This is a genomic window from Pseudomonas sp. Pf153, from assembly GCF_001269775.1.
GTDB lineage: Bacteria > Pseudomonadota > Gammaproteobacteria > Pseudomonadales > Pseudomonadaceae > Aquipseudomonas > Aquipseudomonas uvaldensis.
Genome location: NZ_LHVL01000006.1, coordinates 237,996 through 252,793, shown reverse-complemented (window position 1 = coordinate 252,793; position 14,798 = coordinate 237,996). Strand labels below are relative to the sequence as shown.

The following is a 14,798-nucleotide window of genomic DNA, read 5'->3' as shown; positions in this document are numbered from 1 at the left end:
GATTCAATCAGGCACGGGACAGCATGAAGCCGGCAAGGCTACAGAATATCCCGTCGATGCAAAAGATCATTCTGATCGGCGTCCGGCCGGTGCGCTTCGACGCCCTCCAAACCTCTCGCCGTTGGCGGCCAACGCCGCCAGCAACCTGACTGAAATGTAATCACCTGCCGCGCTCGCCTATGTCATCGTACGTTCAAATCTGCACGGGGAATGCCCCTGTTACGTGATGAATCGACGACGGACTTTATCAATGCAAACAAAAACCTCCCGGCGAACTTTCGTAAAGGGTCTGACCGCTGGCGGCATCCTGGGTGGCCTGGGTCTGTGGCGCGCGCCCGTCTGGGCGGTGACCGGTCCTGGCCAACCCCATGTATTGAGCGGCACCGAATTCGACCTGTCCATTGGCGAAAGCCCGGTCAACTTCACCGGTCATCCGCGTATCGCCCAGACCATCAATGGCGGCGTCCCTGGCCCACTGCTGCGCTGGCGCGAAGGCGATACGGTGACCTTGCGGGTACGCAACCGCTTGAAGGACACCACGTCCATCCACTGGCACGGCATCATCCTGCCGGCCAACATGGACGGCGTTCCAGGATTGAGTTTCAAGGGCATCGAACCCGACGGCATGTACGTCTATCAATTCAAGGTCCGCCAGAACGGCACGTACTGGTACCACAGCCACTCCGGTTTCCAAGAGCAATCCGGGGTCTACGGCCCCCTGGTCATCGATGCACGGGAACCCGAGCCTTTCCAGTACGAACGGGACTACGTGGTGATGCTCACCGACTGGACCGACGAGGATCCCGCCGACGTCATCCGCAAGCTCAAGAAGCGGTCGGACTACTACAACTACAACAAACGCACCGTCGGCGATTTCATCGACGATGTGGCCAGCAAAGGCTGGGATGCCACCGTGGCCGATCGCAAGATGTGGGCCGAGATGAAGATGAATCCCACCGATCTGGCCGATGTCAGTGGCGCGACCTACACCTACCTGATGAACGGCCAGGCACCGGACATGAACTGGACAGGCCTGTTCAAGCCCGGCGAGCGCCTTCGCCTGCGCTTTATCAACGGCTCGTCCATGACGTACTTCGACCTGCGCATCCCCGGTCTGAAGATGACCGTAGTGGCCGCCGACGGCCAATACGTCCAACCGGTGAGCGTCGATGAATTGCGGATCGCCGTGGCCGAAACCTATGATGTCATCGTCGAGCCCACCGCAGAGGCCTACACCCTTTTCGCCCAGTCGATGGACCGCAGCGGATTCGCCCGTGGCACCCTCGCGGCGAGGGCCGGTCTGTCGGCACCGGTGCCGGCGCTTGATCCCCGGCCGCTGCTCACCATGGATGATATGGGCATGGGCGGTATGGACCATGGATCCATGTCGGGCATGGACCATAGCCAGATGCAAGGCATGGGCGACATGGCCGGCATGGACGGTTCCATGCAAAGCATGTCCGGCATGGACCACAGTGCCATGCAAGGCATGTCCGCGCCGTTGTCCCATCCCGATACCGAGCGGGACAACCCGCTGGTGGACATGCAGGCCATGGGGGTCACTGCAAAGCTCGACGATCCGGGTATAGGACTGCGCAATAACGGTCGCAAGGTCCTGACGTACTCGGACCTGCGCAGCACCTTCCCCGACCCGGACGGCCGCGAACCGGGCCGCACGATCGAGCTGCACCTGACCGGGCACATGGAGAAATTCGTCTGGTCGTTCAACGGCGTGAAATTCTCCAACGCCGCGCCGCTGCTGCTCAAGTACGGCGAGCGCCTGCGCATCGTGCTGATCAACGACACCATGATGACCCACCCGATTCACCTGCATGGGATGTGGAGCGATCTGGAGGACGAGAACGGCCGGTTCATGGTGCGCAAACACACCATCGATATGCCCCCGGGCTCTCGGCGCAGCTACCGCGTCACCGCCGACGCCCTCGGGCGCTGGGCGTATCACTGCCATCTGCTCTTTCATATGGAGATGGGGATGTTCCGTGAAGTTCGGGTGCAGGAATAAGGAGCCGACCATGACCACAACGACCAAATATCGCGTTTTGTCTGGCGCCATCGTTGCCTCCCTCACCCTCGGCACGGCTGTTCCAGCCTGGGCCGCGAGCACTGACATGCAAGGCATGGATCACAGCCAGATGCCCGGGATGGACCACAGCCAGATGCAAGGCATGGACTCGATGCAAGGCATGGAGCCCATGCAATCGGCACCAACCACCAGCCGTACGCCTATCCCGACACTGACCGACGCCGACCGTGCCGCCGTTTATGAAGACCATGGCGGCCATGCGGTACATGACAGCGCCATCAACTCTTTTTTTCTCATCGATCAACTGGAATGGCAGGACGCCGATAAGGGCAGCGCGCTGAGCTGGGATGCTTCAGGCTGGATCGGTGGAGACATCGATCGCTTGTGGCTGCGCACCGAAGGTGAACGCACCAACGGCAAGACTGAAGAAGCCGAACTCCAGGCCCTGTGGGGCCACGCCGTCAGTCCCTGGTGGGACGTGGTAGCCGGCGTGCGCCAGGACTTCAAACCGGGCGATCCGCAAACCTGGGCAGCCTTTGGTATCCAGGGCATGGCGCTGTATAACTTCGAAGCCGAAGCCACGGCGTTCATTGGCGAAGGCGGCCAGAGCGCGGCGCGCCTGGAAGGCGATTACGACATTCTGTTGACCAATCGCCTGATCCTTCAACCCACCGCAGAAGCCAACTTCTATGGCAGGAACGACCCTTCCCGTGGGATCGGCTCAGGGCTTTCGGATACCGAAATAGGCTTGCGGTTGCGGTATGAAATCCGCCGTGAATTCGCCCCCTATATCGGTGTCACCTGGAATCGCACCTATGGCAACACCGCCGACTATGCCCGTGAGGAAGATAAAGACCGCAGTGAGGCACGCCTGGTACTGGGCCTGCGGATGTGGTTCTGAACACGCTTGAAACCGATTGACCCAAAAAATCAAAAACCGAGCTGTAGGAGTCCTTGCATGTCGTCCATCAAAAACGCTGTTGTCGCTGTCGCGCTGTCCACCGGTCTGTTGATCAGCGGGTTGGCCCAGGCGCATCCGAAACTGGTGTCCTCCACCCCCGCCGAAGGCGCGGAAGGTGCCGCGCCGGAAAAGATCGAACTGCATTTTTCCGAAAACCTGATGACCCAATTCTCCGGCGCCAAGCTGATGATGACGGCGATGCCCGGCATGGCGGCGCACTCACCGATGCCAATGCCGGCAAAGGTGTCAGGCAGTCAGGATCCCAAAACCATGGTTATCACCCCGAACGCCCCGCTCGCGGCCGGCACTTATCAGGTCCAGTGGCGCGCGGTATCGTCCGATACTCACCCGATCACCGGTAACGTCTCGTTCAAGGTGAAGTGACTTGAACGAGTCGATCAACGTTGCCCTGCGCCTGGCCCTGTATCTGGATTTGATGTTGTTGTTCGGCATCGCCGCCTTCGGCCTCTACAGCCTGCGAGGCCAGGAACGGATCTCCGGCGCGGTGTTGGACTTCAAGTCGCTGCTGACAATCACCGCGCTGCTCGGCCTGGCGTTGTCGGTGGCTTCCATGGTGTGCATGGCCTGGGCCATGAGCGGTGCAGCTGACTGGGAGGAGCTGTGGCCCCATATTGAGATAATGGTGTCGGGTACAGACGTGGGTTGGAGCTGGAGCCTGCGGATCGCGACGCTGGCAGTGGCCGCCATTGCCGTAACGCTCAATCATCGTTGGCCCGGCGTCAGCTTGTGGCTGGTCGCGCTGAGCGGGCTCGCCGCGTTGGCTACCCTGGCCTGGACAGGACACGGTGCCATGGACGAAGGCGAACGCCGTACCTGGCACTTCACCACTGACTTCTTGCACCTGTGGGCCGCGGGTGCCTGGGTGGGTGCCTTGGCCGCGTTCGCCCTGCTGCTCCACCAGACTACACCGCCACTGTCGCTCATGAGCCGGGCACTGACCGGCTTTGAAACCATCGGAGCAGTGATTGTGGTGCTGATCAGCGTGACGGGCGTGGTGAACTATCTGTTTATCGTCGGCCCAGACGTCGACGGGCTGCTCGACAGCACCTATGGTCAGTTGCTGGTCCTCAAACTTGCCCTGTTTGCGGCCATGCTGGTGTTCGCCGCGCTGAACCGTTTCCATCTGAGCCCGTTACTGGAGCAGGCCAGGCAAACCGGCGAGCAAAGCATCGCCATCAAGGCCTTGCGCAGAAGCATGGTGCTCGAGTTGTCGGTAGCAGTGACCATCCTTGCGCTGGTGGCCTGGCTGGGAACATTGAGCCCCACCATGGAGTAGCAGCCAAAAACCGCACCGCAAACCACTGTGAGAGCGAGCTGCTCGCGATGGCGGCGGCACATCCAACATCACGGCCCAGGCAGTTCGCTATCGCGGACAGTCCTGCTCCCGCAGCGGTTTCCAGCGCATTTAATCTTTCAATAGCCCTGCCAAGTTTTCAATTTGCCCCACGCCTCGCTTCCCGGCCTAAATGGCATTTTTATTCGGCCAAGGCTCTGTTATGGAAAACGTTCGAACTTCAAGTACCCACGCCGTCTGGCTGATGGTCAGCGTGGTATTGGTGGCGCTGAACCTGCGGCCCTCCATGGCTGCCGTCGGGCCATTGTTGTCAGCCATTCGTGGCGAGGTGCCGTTGAGCTTCAGCGCCGCTTCGCTGCTGACCATGCTGCCGGTCATGGCCATGGGCCTGGCGATGTTCCTGGGCATGCGCATCGCCTTGCGCATCGGCGAACACCGTACCATCGTGCTGTCGCTGTTGATCATCGGCCTCGCCACAGCGTCGCGCTTGTACCTGGACAGCGCCGTCGAGTTGATCGTCAGCGCGGTAGTGGCCGGGATAGGGATCGCCCTGATCCAGGCGGTGATGCCGGCTCTGATCAAATCACGCTTCAGTGACAACGTCTCGCTGTTCATGGGGTTGTACGTCACATCGATCATGGGTGGAGCGGCGCTCGCGGCATCGTTTTCACCCTTCGTCCTGACCCAGACCGGCAGCTGGCGTATCGGCCTGGCCATCTGGGCGATCCTGGCACTGGTCGCCCTCGGTTGCTGGTACGCCCAGCGTTCGGCGGTCACGCCTCTGCCCGACGCCCCGAACCGGCAGCAAGAGTCATTCTTCGCCAATGGCCGGGCCTGGTTGCTGGCGATTTTCTTTGGCCTGGGCACTGCGTCCTATACCTGCGTGCTGGCCTGGCTGGCGCCGTACTACGTGGAAAAAGGCTGGAGCGAACAACATGCAGGCCTGTTGCTGGGCTTCCTCACGGCAATGGAAGTGCTGTCCGGCCTCGTCACCCCGGCGATTGCCAACCGCAGCCAGGATAAACGCCTGGTTCTGGCCGTCCTGCTGGCCTTGATCATGGCAGGGTTCTGCGGCCTGATCCTCAGCCCGGAACGCTTGAGCCTGTTGTGGCCTTGTTTGCTGGGACTGGGTATCGGCGGCCTGTTCCCCATGAGCCTGATCGTCTCCCTCGATCACCTGGACAACCCGCGCCGGGCCGGTGGCCTGACGGCATTCGTGCAAGGCATCGGCTATCTGATCGCCGGGCTCTCACCGCTGGTCGCCGGGATGATCCGTGACCAGTTGGGCAGCTTCGAATGGGCCTGGTGGTCGCTCACCGCAGTGATGGGGCTGATGATCCTGATGGTGTTGCGCTTCAATCCCAAGCAGTACGCACGTCACATCAGCTAGTGCCTGTTCGGCTCGTGTGCTTGAAGGGCTGCAATGATTGCGGCCCTGTTTTATTCAAACCTACCCATGACGGCCGACGGATTTGCCCATCATGACGTTCCGGTACTCAAACGCAGGAATCAGACCTTGATGAAAAACGTCGGTTTTGCAGCCGCTCACTGGGGCATGCTCATCTGGGCAATGCTGATTGCTTCGTCGTTCTTTGCGGCGGCTCAGGTCAGCCAGGCGATCGATCCAATTCTGCTCACGGGCTTGCGATTGCTGTTTTCCGCCTTGATGTTTCTTCCGCTACTGCTGCTGAAAAAAAGCTCGCCCATCTCCACCCAAGGCTTGTTGGCGCACGCGGTCCTTGGCTTGTTGCTGGCGACCTACTTCGGTTCGCTGTTCGAAGCCTTGCGTTACACCTCGGCGGTCAATACCGCGACGCTGTACACACTCGTGCCCTTGATGACGCTGTTCTTCGAGGTTTTCCTGCTGCCCAGTCCGAATCTCAAGACCCGCCTGCTGCCCATGCTGATCGCCGCGGCCGGCGCCGTGCTGCTGACTCTCAAAGGTTCGGCGCCCGGGCAAATGCCTGCGCTCTATCCGGTGCTGGTATTCGGTGCCGGTTGCCTGGCGATGGCGCTGTATTCACCTCTCAGCCAGCGATTCAAGGCCAAGGCGCTCAAGGGACGGGATCCGGTGGCGATGACCTTCTGGAACATGCTGTTCGGTTCACTGTTCCTGTTGGTGTTCTGCCTGTTCAGTGGAGGCTGGCGCAGCGCCCTGCAACTGTCGACGCTGGATATCGGTTGGCTGGTGTATCTGGCTCTGTTCGGTACCCTCGCTACGTTCTGGCTATTGCATCGGGCAATCGGGGTAATCGCACCGTCCACGGTGATTTCCTACGTGTACCTCAATACACTCTTCGTGACGCTGCTCCACTGGTTCTGGTTCAGACAGCCCCCCCTGCCCCTGGAGATCACCGGCGCTGCGCTGGTGGGCGTGGGGATGCTGGCACTGGTGATCTCAAGCCGTAACGCGAAGACCGTTACGGCCTGAGAGCCGGTCATCAAGTCGATACCGGGCGTGGGGCAACCGGACTCCAACGCTCCAGTTCCCGCTCCAGAAAAGCCGCCACCGCCAGCAAGCGCTCTTCCTGCCAATGAGGCCCGACAATCTGGATGCCGATAGGCATCCCGGTGACGGGGTCGGTGCCGGCGCGGATCACCACCGCCGGCGAACCGCTGAGGCTGAAGGGGAAGACGAAGGCATAGCGGTCGCGGTCCTCCAGGGACTCCCCATGACGGAAGGCGACGTCCGGGAACACAGGGCAAATGAGCAGATCATGCTGCTTGAAGAACTTCGCCAGTTGATAGCGGAAGGTGTCGATGGCGATCCAGTCGCGCTTGACTTCATCCACGGTCAACTCCACGGCCTCGCTCATGTCCATCAACTGAGCGATGGCCGGGGTGAAGCGGCGCTTGTTCATGGTCTCGAACATCTGCCGCCAGCCTCGTCCGGCATCGGCACCGGTGATGAACACCCGCCACAGCACATCGCAAGCCTCTTCGAGCATCGGCGGCGCCAGCTGGCTCACCTGCGCCACCACCGACTCAAGGCAATGCTCGACCTGTTGCAACACCTGGCGCACCGCCGCGCTGACCGGCGTGCGACCCGACTCCGAGAACAGCGCGATCCGCAGGTCGGCCAGCGGCTCGCTGTCGGCGAACGGTACGTCGACCGTGTCCGGATCGAGGCCGTCGGCACCGCTGATCAACGGCCCGAGCAGCGTCAGGTCATCGACATACCGTCCCATCACCCCAAACGCCGAAGTCAGGTGAAACAGCCCGGAACGGTCGTTGGGGAACTGGCCGGTCAAGGGCACGCGGCCCTGGGTCAGCTTGAGGCCACAGATGCCGTTGAAATGCGCCGGTATGCGCACGCTGCCGCAGGCATCGGAAGCCAGGCCCGCCGGCGAGCACCCGGCGGCGATCGCGGCGGCCTCACCGCCACTGCTGCCGCCGGCCGAGCGCTGTAAGTCGTGGGGGTTGAGGGTACGGCCGTAGATCAGGTTTTCGGTCTCGAAGGCCATGCACAGTTCAGGCACATTGCTGATGCCCAGGATGATCGCGCCGGCCTGTCGGAGCCGGGCGACCGCCGTTGCGTCCTGCTGGCTGGTCTCGCCCAGCAGCTCCTCCAGCCCACGGGACATTTTGAACCCACGGACATGGAGCACATCCTTGACGGTGATCGGGATGCCATGCAGCGGACCGCTGATTTGCCCGATGCGTGCCATCTCGTCAGCCTCGCGGGCCTGGCGCCGCAGTTCCTCCACGGGCGCCAGTTGGATCAGTGCATTGATCTGCCGATTTCGCTCGGCGATGCGCTGCAAGTAGAACTCCAGCAACGTGACACTGGTCAGCACGCCCCGCCGCAGCAGGCCGGCCATTTCCCGCAGGGTCAGGGTGTCGGGGTTGAACATGCTCACGACGCCTCCTTGCTGCGCAGCCATTTGTTGGGCAACTGGTACATGTTGCGCACCACCAGGGAGAACGCCTTGACCGCCAGCTTCGGTCGCCGGTCGATGGCTTCCAGAGCTTCTTCGATCATCGTCAGGACATGGCGCAACGCATCGGGAGAAATGTTCAGCGGCGGATAGAAGCGCAACACCGGGCGTTCGGCCTTTTCATTCATTGAGTGCCCGGCATGAATGCCGCGCTTGCCCAACTCCATGCTCATCAAGGCCTCATAGACCGACCCGCGCAAACGCAAGCCCGTCATCAGGCCCACCCCTGGCACGTCCTCGACGATGTGCGGATAGCGCAGCGCCAGACGTTGCAAGCCATGGCGCAGCAATCCGCCGTTGATCCGCGACTGTTCCACCAGGTTGTGCTGCTCGATGTAGTCGATGGCGGCGAGCGCCGAGGCACACGCCACCGGATGACCACCGTTGGTGCGTGTGTCGGGCTCGATTTCGCTGAGCGGGTACTGGCTGGCCAGGCGCTGGCTGTACATGGCGCAGGCAAACGATGTGTAGCCACCGGTCAGGCCCTTGGAGAGGATCATGATGTCGGGCACGACGTCGTCATACTGCACGGCGAACCACTTGCCGCAGCGACCGAAACCGGTCTGGATCTCATCCGCCACCAACAGGGTGCCAGTGGCATCGCACAAGGCCCGCAGGTTGGCCATATAGCCCACCGGCGGCACTTGCAGATGGGCACCGCCCAGGATCGGCTCGACGTAGACCGCGCACACGCCCTCGCCCACAGCCTTTTGCAGAGCGGCAAAATCACCGTAGGGCACGCAGGTGACGTCGGACGGCGCGATGCCATAGCTGCTGTGGTTCTGTCGCTGCCCAAGGATGCTCATCGCTGCCAGGGTCTTGCCATGGTAGGAGCCGCTCATCACCACGATGCCGCGCCGGTGCGGCTGGATCCGCAAGGCATAGCGCAGGCTCTGCTCCACCGCTTCGGCGCCGGACACCATGTACTGCACATCGCCCCACTCCCCCGGCACCAACTGGCACAGGCGCTCGGACAGTTTGTCCTGCAGCGGATGACGCCGACCTTCCGGCACCCAGGCCAATTGATTCAGTTGCGCCTGCACCTGCTCGCGTACCATCGGGTTGCGATGCCCGACGATGAACACGCCATAGCTGCACGCGCAATCGATGAAACGCTTGCCGTTGTGGTCAGTGACGTGGATGCCATCGGCCTGTTGCTCGACGGTGGTCTTGCCCAGGCGATACAGTTTGGCTGCCGATGCGCTCCAGTGCCGCTGGCAATCGTCCAGCAGTTGTTCATGCGGCCTGAGTAAGGACATGGCTCAGCGTCTCCTTGATGATGTTTGCGGCACGTTGGATAGGTTCGGGACGAGCGGTGATCGGGCAACGCAGGATCAACTCGCGACCGCGAGGAACGCTGACATAGACGCCTTTTTCATAGAGCGCCTCGCACACCGCGCTCGGTCGCAGGTCGTCGGCCAGCGGCAGACTGACCCAGGCGCCTTCGGCCACGGCACCAAATGACGCCAGGGTCTGCGCCAGTCGCTGGCCGTTGTCCCGGCATTGCCGGGGCGAGTCGTTGACCTGCGCATAATCCAGCGCGGCCAGGGCTGCGACACAGGCCATCGGGTTGCCAGCCGTGGTGCTGCCATGCTTGGCCGGACTGCTGCGGCCGTAGACCTGCCAGGCCATGTGTTCGCTGCAGGTGTAAGTGCCAATGGGAATCGCGCTACCGCCCAGGGCTCCCCCCAACACGACGATATCCGGCACGGCGCGAAAATGCTGGAAGCCGAACAGTGTGCCCAGGCTACCGAGGCAAGTTTGCGTATCGACCGCGATGACCGGCACCGAAGCCTGCGCCGCGCGGGCGTGCAGGCGCTCGACCAGCGCGGGTTCGAGCATTTGCAACCGGCCATTGGCATCAAGACGGGTATTGCTGTGACACACCGCGAAGCAATCGTTCCAGTCCACCGTGTCCAGGTCGGCGAGATGACGAATCGCCGCCCGCTTGAAGCCGAGGAAAGCCTGCACACCCAGGTCGCCCTGGGTGGCATTGAGGCAACGCCCGTAAGTCAGCGAACCGTAATCGCCACCCTGTACAAACACGATGGTGTTGCCCTTTGGCTTGAGGCCCTTGCATAGCTTCAAGGCGCCTTCGAACGCCTCGTCACCCGAACTGCACACATAGGAGCTGACCAGCGGCGCTGGCAACACCTCCGCCAGACGGCGGCACAAGGCAATCAGCGGTTCAGACATCAGTACCCGATTGGACAGGCCCATGATCTGCGCCTGGCGTGTGACCGCTTCGATCACCGCCGGCACCTGGAAGCCAAACCCGCCGGTCAGATCGATAATCTGCCGGCTATCGCCGTCGAGGTAGGTCTCGTACTGCCCGCCGATAATATATTTGTCGTTATTCATGGGATCTCTCAGCGGTAGCTCAAGGCATTGAAAATGCGCCGACGCTCATCGACGATGGTTTCGCGGCCGTGCATGACCCGACGGTTGTCGATCATCACCATGTCATGGTCACGCCAGCCCACCGGAACGGTGTAATGGGCCGACACTTCAGCGATCTCGGCGAGGAATTCGGCGGGAATCGCCTGCCCGCTCACCGTGTCGATCACCGGCACCTCGTAGTTGTACGAAGGCCCCAGGATGCTATTGGCAAACGCCGGGCGCTGACTGAAGGAGGAGGTGAGAATGGCCGACGTGCTGAAGGCGTAATGAATCGAATCGTCGGTCGGGTTGTAAGAGATATGGGTCTGCGGATCATCGCCGATGATCTGCAACAGATCATCGATGACGACCGCCGCCGGATCCGACAAGGTGCTCGAGTAATGGCAAACCAGCCGGCGCCACTTCTCCCCGGCCACGGTACGACTGTAGCGGATCGGATTCTCCTCGAAGAAGCTGCGGCAGGCCGGGGACAGCTTCGCCAGCACCTTTTCTCCGTCGCAGATCGTGGTTTGCGAGCCCTTGCGTGGTGCCTCCTGGCAATAGAACCAGGTGATGTCCGGCCAGAACGGCGAGTTGCCGTTTTCGCAATGCAGGCCCACCGCCTGGTGGCCGGCATCCACCAACTGTGCGGCGCCACCCACCATGATCCGGGCCGGGTCCAGGCTCAGCCGGGAACTGTTCTGCTTGACGTAGGCGCTGAACTGCTCGGCACTGTGGATGCAGTTGCGAAACAGCACGACCCCATAATGTCCCAGTAGCTCATACAACTCAGCCTTACCCAGGCTGGCGAAGTGGTGCGATTCGACGATGGAGACGTCCGGGTTTTCAAAGTGAAAGGCAGGTGTGCTCATTGGATGCGTTCCCTTGCAGAGTGGAAAAAACAGTGGCGATATCGGCGCGTTTTGGCCGACCGGTAACGGTGTAAAGTTGTTCGATCAGCGGATCGTCCTTGGCCAGCAGCCAGAGCCGGCTCGGTCGTTCGATGTCGGAGAAGTGTCCGGTCGACCAGCTCACCAGCTCATCGCTGGCCGGAGTCGACTCGACGCACAACAACGCCACCAGACCGTGCTGCTCGTCGAAAAATACCGCGGCGTCGTTCACGCCAGGGTATTTGCGATACTCCAGCTCGACCTGCTCAGGGCTGACGTTGCGGCCGTTGGGCAGGCAGATCACGTTCTTCTTGCGCCCATGGACATAGAGGTAACCCTCTTCATCGAGCATCCCCAGGTCGCCGGTGTCCATCCAGCCGTCGACGGACATGGAACACGCGCTGGGGTCCGTCCCCGAATAACCGCTGAACAATGAGCTGCTCTTGACCTCGATGGTCTGATCCGCACCGATCCGTACCTGGACATGCGGAAGCGGCTTGCCGACACTGCCCAGGCGCTGTTCCTGGGCCGTGTTCATGCTGACCACCGACGCGTTCTCGGAAAGCCCGTAACCTTGGTACACCTCGATACCCTGCTCCGCCAAAGCGTGCAGTGCATCGATGCTCACCGCCGCGCCTCCGCAGGTAATGTGCGCACCGGACTTGAGATAACGGGCCAGACGCTCACCTGGCTCGCCACCTTCTTTCAATTGCTCCAGGAAGCGATTGATCATGACTGGCGGTACCGTCAGGGCTGTTGGCTGGACTTGCAGGATCCAATCGACCAGCCGCTGTGGCGACGCCCCCGGCTCGCCGAGCAGCGCTTCGTTCGGAGGGAGGAAATGCACAGTCCCGCCAGCCAGCAGCGGCAGGTAGGCGGCCGTCACCTGTTCGAGCAGTAGGCTCAAAGGCACCAGCGACAAGTAGCGACGATGGGCATCGGCGGGCATGCGCTGGCGCAGGGAAGTCAACACCGCACCGACAGCACGGGTGCTCAAGCGCACACCTTTGGGCCGACTGGTGGTTCCCGAGGTGTGGATGATCTTGCAGATCCAGTCATCGTTACCGTTCGGCGCGTACAGCAACGGCTGCTCGATCACGGGCTCGCTGATACGCCGCAGGCGGCTGTCGGGGAAATTCAGCTTCCAGCGCTGTGCCAACGTTTGCTGCCCGGCGGCATCCACCAGAAACCCGTCGCAGCGCTCGGCCAAGTGTTCGGCCTGGGATTGGCTGAACGCCAACGGTAATGGCAGCGCGGTGATCCCGGCGAACAGGCAAGCCAGGTCGGCCACCAGCCAGTCACTGCTATTGCGCGTGGCGATACCCAACACCACCTGATCGCCGTTGGCCGGGCTTGCGAAACGCCGTTGCAGTTCCGCGGCCAGATTAATGGCCCGGTGCTCAAGCTCCCCGTAGGTCAGCTCTACCGACTCACTGCCCGACAACCAGTCGACCGCGCAGACCGCCTGGCGGTTGACCTGCAGCGCCAGTTGCAACTGATCGATGAACCCGCCACTCATGGTTGCGCCCTCGCCAGCGAATCGCTGGGCAGTTGAGTGAAGGAGGTGTTGAGGGTCATGGCCGCAAAGCGGGAACGCTTCGGATCGACCTGGATAAAACCGGTCACCGGCGCCTTGGAATAATAGGTCCCCCAGTTCTTGCCGCCGTCGTCAGCCAGGCGAGTGGGGTCTGCCGTCAACAACGGCTCGAAATGAATCTGGCAACTTTCCATCATTTGCCGGACTCGGGGCGTCACCGTGCACAACAGGTAATGCCCACCCATGCACCACGACAACAACGGAATCATATTAACGAGAATCATTCCCGCTGTCAGATGATGCGAAATAAGGTTCCCAATCTCGACAATGTTTGAACGCTCGATGGTTTTCTCGAAACGTTCGGACAGAATCTCATCGATCGGCTGCGTCAGGTATTGCTCGGAAAACAGCGTGCGGTGGTCGGCAAATGTAATTCCGGCACACGCGAGAATACGATCCGCCTGATCCTGAGTGACTGCAAAGTATTGTGGGTTTGGTTCAACCGATGCCGAATAAGAACTTCGAAACTTCTCTTTCACTACTTCAGTGGCTTGTACCCATAACGGTGTTTGGGTTTCTGCGACACGTATTTGCATTTCGTCCTCCTCCGTCCTTGTGCAGGATTTCCAAAAAAAGCGAGGCGAGCATATTTAAGAAATTTCCTACAAGCCATTTAAAAAATAAATTGCATCCGCTAATATATAAATAAACGTCTTTGTCATAAAAACAAGAGACGCTAGCCCATGGAATGCGCCTAGAAGGAACTTATGCTCAATAGTAATTTGCTTAGAAAGCTGGACATGCAGGACCTCATGGTGTTCGTAGCGGTGTACGAACAGAGCAGCGTTACCGAGGTCTCCGAAGCCCTTTGTGTCAGCCAATCCACCGTCAGCTACTGCCTGAAAAAGCTGCGCACAAGCTTCGAAGATGAATTATTCATTAACACTCGCAGCGGCATGCGGCCTACAAACAAAGCCAGTGCGATGTACAGCCATATCGTCAAGATTCTTCACACGATCAACATCTGCCATTCAGGCATTCAAACATTCGACCCCACCCAGAAAGAAATCACTTTCAACATTTGCGCGCCCGAATACTTTGAACTCTTGATACTCCCAAAACTGATCAAATGTTTTGCCGGCAGTCGTTTCCCCATCATTGTCAATATAACGAAACTCCATAAAGATATTCCGGTCGATGAATTGATGGATGGGCGTTTCGACCTGGTTATTTGTTTTGGACCGAACTTCCACCGTGGCGCAAAGGGACTGCGCTCGCAAGTACTGCTGGAAGATGAATTAGTTTGTGTGTTCGACAAGCATGCCGACTTGCCGGACGAGGTGCTCAGCCTGGAGACGTTTGTCGCATGTCAGCATGTTTTTCCGACACCCTGGACGTCCGACACCAACATGGTCGACGGCTGGCTCGCCCGCCAGGGCCATAGCCGCCAGATCGTGGCCAGGGCCAACAGTTACGTGGCGGCACTCAACATGATCCCCGGGACCGACTTCGTGCTGACCCTGCCTCGACGCATCCAGGCCTTGACCTGCGACGAGGAGAGATTCAGCCATCGCAAACCGCCCACTGGGCTACCGAATTTCACGCTGGATATGGTGTGGAGCGAGAAGCCCGGCCAAGACAACGCCAACATCTGGTTTCGCGAACAGATTGTGAAAGTCTGCGCCGAGGACGGCTTGCTGTAACTGCCGGGGAACCATGGGAATTGCTCGTGGT

13 protein-coding genes are annotated in these 14,798 nt (G+C 60.6%); 7 read left to right on the top strand and 6 right to left on the bottom strand.

Annotation, left to right across the window (positions count from 1 at the left end):
• Positions 1 to 250 precede the first annotated feature (250 nt).
• From AD666_RS01950 to AD666_RS01925, 6 genes are all read left to right on the top strand, one after another.
• Positions 251 to 2,023 (top strand): copper resistance system multicopper oxidase, encoded by a 1,773-nt coding sequence (locus AD666_RS01950; RefSeq protein ID WP_053147020.1) that lies wholly within the window; start codon positions 251 to 253, stop codon positions 2,021 to 2,023.
• A 10-nt stretch (positions 2,024 to 2,033) separates the two neighbouring features.
• Complete coding sequence (locus tag AD666_RS01945) at positions 2,034 to 2,945, top strand: copper resistance protein B (RefSeq protein WP_053147018.1); 912 nt, start codon at positions 2,034 to 2,036, stop codon at positions 2,943 to 2,945.
• Positions 2,946 to 3,002: 57 nt separating this feature from the next.
• Positions 3,003 to 3,389, top strand: coding sequence for a copper homeostasis periplasmic binding protein CopC (gene copC / locus AD666_RS01940; RefSeq protein WP_053147016.1), 387 nt, complete (start codon positions 3,003 to 3,005; stop codon positions 3,387 to 3,389).
• Position 3,390: 1 nt separating this feature from the next.
• The gene (gene copD / locus AD666_RS01935) at positions 3,391 to 4,302 is read left to right on the top strand and encodes a copper homeostasis membrane protein CopD (protein ID WP_053147014.1); all 912 of its coding nucleotides are present in this window, start codon (positions 3,391 to 3,393) and stop codon (positions 4,300 to 4,302) included.
• Positions 4,303 to 4,522: 220 nt separating this feature from the next.
• Positions 4,523 to 5,710, top strand: a complete 1,188-nt coding sequence (locus AD666_RS01930) for a cyanate transporter (RefSeq protein WP_053147011.1) — start codon at positions 4,523 to 4,525, stop codon at positions 5,708 to 5,710.
• A gap of 129 nt (positions 5,711 to 5,839) precedes the next feature.
• Positions 5,840 to 6,751, top strand: coding sequence for a DMT family transporter (locus tag AD666_RS01925; protein ID WP_053147437.1), 912 nt, complete (start codon positions 5,840 to 5,842; stop codon positions 6,749 to 6,751).
• Positions 6,752 to 6,761: 10 nt separating this feature from the next.
• On the opposite strand, the gene AD666_RS01920 is transcribed toward AD666_RS01925, so the two are convergent.
• From AD666_RS01920 to AD666_RS01895, 6 genes are read right to left on the bottom strand one after another with little or no spacing between them, the layout of a single operon-like run.
• The gene (locus tag AD666_RS01920) at positions 6,762 to 8,174 is read right to left on the bottom strand and encodes an amidase (RefSeq protein WP_053147010.1); all 1,413 of its coding nucleotides are present in this window, start codon (positions 8,172 to 8,174) and stop codon (positions 6,762 to 6,764) included.
• A 2-nt stretch (positions 8,175 to 8,176) separates the two neighbouring features.
• Positions 8,177 to 9,517 (bottom strand): aspartate aminotransferase family protein, encoded by a 1,341-nt coding sequence (locus AD666_RS01915; RefSeq protein WP_053147008.1) that lies wholly within the window; start codon positions 9,515 to 9,517, stop codon positions 8,177 to 8,179.
• The gene (locus AD666_RS01910; RefSeq protein ID WP_053147006.1) at positions 9,495 to 10,619 is read right to left on the bottom strand and encodes an aminotransferase class III-fold pyridoxal phosphate-dependent enzyme; all 1,125 of its coding nucleotides are present in this window, start codon (positions 10,617 to 10,619) and stop codon (positions 9,495 to 9,497) included. The genes AD666_RS01915 and AD666_RS01910 overlap by 23 nt, the downstream gene beginning before the upstream one ends.
• An 8-nt stretch (positions 10,620 to 10,627) precedes the next feature.
• Complete coding sequence (locus AD666_RS01905) at positions 10,628 to 11,509, bottom strand: TauD/TfdA family dioxygenase (protein ID WP_053147003.1); 882 nt, start codon at positions 11,507 to 11,509, stop codon at positions 10,628 to 10,630.
• Entirely contained in the window at positions 11,484 to 13,046 is a 1,563-nt protein-coding gene (locus AD666_RS01900; protein ID WP_053147001.1) for an AMP-binding protein, read from the bottom strand. The genes AD666_RS01905 and AD666_RS01900 overlap by 26 nt, the downstream gene beginning before the upstream one ends.
• Positions 13,043 to 13,660, bottom strand: coding sequence for a thermostable hemolysin (locus AD666_RS01895; protein ID WP_053146999.1), 618 nt, complete (start codon positions 13,658 to 13,660; stop codon positions 13,043 to 13,045). The genes AD666_RS01900 and AD666_RS01895 overlap by 4 nt, the downstream gene beginning before the upstream one ends.
• Before the next feature lie 171 nt (positions 13,661 to 13,831).
• Here AD666_RS01895 and AD666_RS01890 point away from each other — a divergent pair, with 171 nt between their 5' ends.
• The gene (locus tag AD666_RS01890) at positions 13,832 to 14,767 is read left to right on the top strand and encodes a LysR family transcriptional regulator (RefSeq protein ID WP_053146997.1); all 936 of its coding nucleotides are present in this window, start codon (positions 13,832 to 13,834) and stop codon (positions 14,765 to 14,767) included.
• Positions 14,768 to 14,798 lie beyond the last annotated feature (31 nt).

What these genes read in the sequence shown, in the direction of transcription:
- AD666_RS01950 (WP_053147020.1), top strand. Translation starts at nt 251, where the DNA reads ATGCAAACAAAAACCTCCCGGCGAACTTTCGTAAAGGGTCTGACCGCT.
- AD666_RS01945 (WP_053147018.1), top strand. Translation starts at nt 2,034, where the DNA reads ATGACCACAACGACCAAATATCGCGTTTTGTCTGGCGCCATCGTTGCC.
- copC (WP_053147016.1), top strand. Translation starts at nt 3,003, where the DNA reads ATGTCGTCCATCAAAAACGCTGTTGTCGCTGTCGCGCTGTCCACCGGT.
- AD666_RS01930 (WP_053147011.1), top strand. Translation starts at nt 4,523, where the DNA reads ATGGAAAACGTTCGAACTTCAAGTACCCACGCCGTCTGGCTGATGGTC.
- AD666_RS01925 (WP_053147437.1), top strand. Translation starts at nt 5,840, where the DNA reads ATGAAAAACGTCGGTTTTGCAGCCGCTCACTGGGGCATGCTCATCTGG.
- AD666_RS01920 (WP_053147010.1), bottom strand. Translation starts at nt 8,174, where the DNA reads ATGTTCAACCCCGACACCCTGACCCTGCGGGAAATGGCCGGCCTGCTG.
- AD666_RS01915 (WP_053147008.1), bottom strand. Translation starts at nt 9,517, where the DNA reads ATGTCCTTACTCAGGCCGCATGAACAACTGCTGGACGATTGCCAGCGG.
- AD666_RS01910 (WP_053147006.1), bottom strand. Translation starts at nt 10,619, where the DNA reads ATGAATAACGACAAATATATTATCGGCGGGCAGTACGAGACCTACCTC.
- AD666_RS01905 (WP_053147003.1), bottom strand. Translation starts at nt 11,509, where the DNA reads ATGAGCACACCTGCCTTTCACTTTGAAAACCCGGACGTCTCCATCGTC.
- AD666_RS01900 (WP_053147001.1), bottom strand. Translation starts at nt 13,046, where the DNA reads ATGAGTGGCGGGTTCATCGATCAGTTGCAACTGGCGCTGCAGGTCAAC.
- AD666_RS01895 (WP_053146999.1), bottom strand. Translation starts at nt 13,660, where the DNA reads ATGCAAATACGTGTCGCAGAAACCCAAACACCGTTATGGGTACAAGCC.
- AD666_RS01890 (WP_053146997.1), top strand. Translation starts at nt 13,832, where the DNA reads ATGCTCAATAGTAATTTGCTTAGAAAGCTGGACATGCAGGACCTCATG.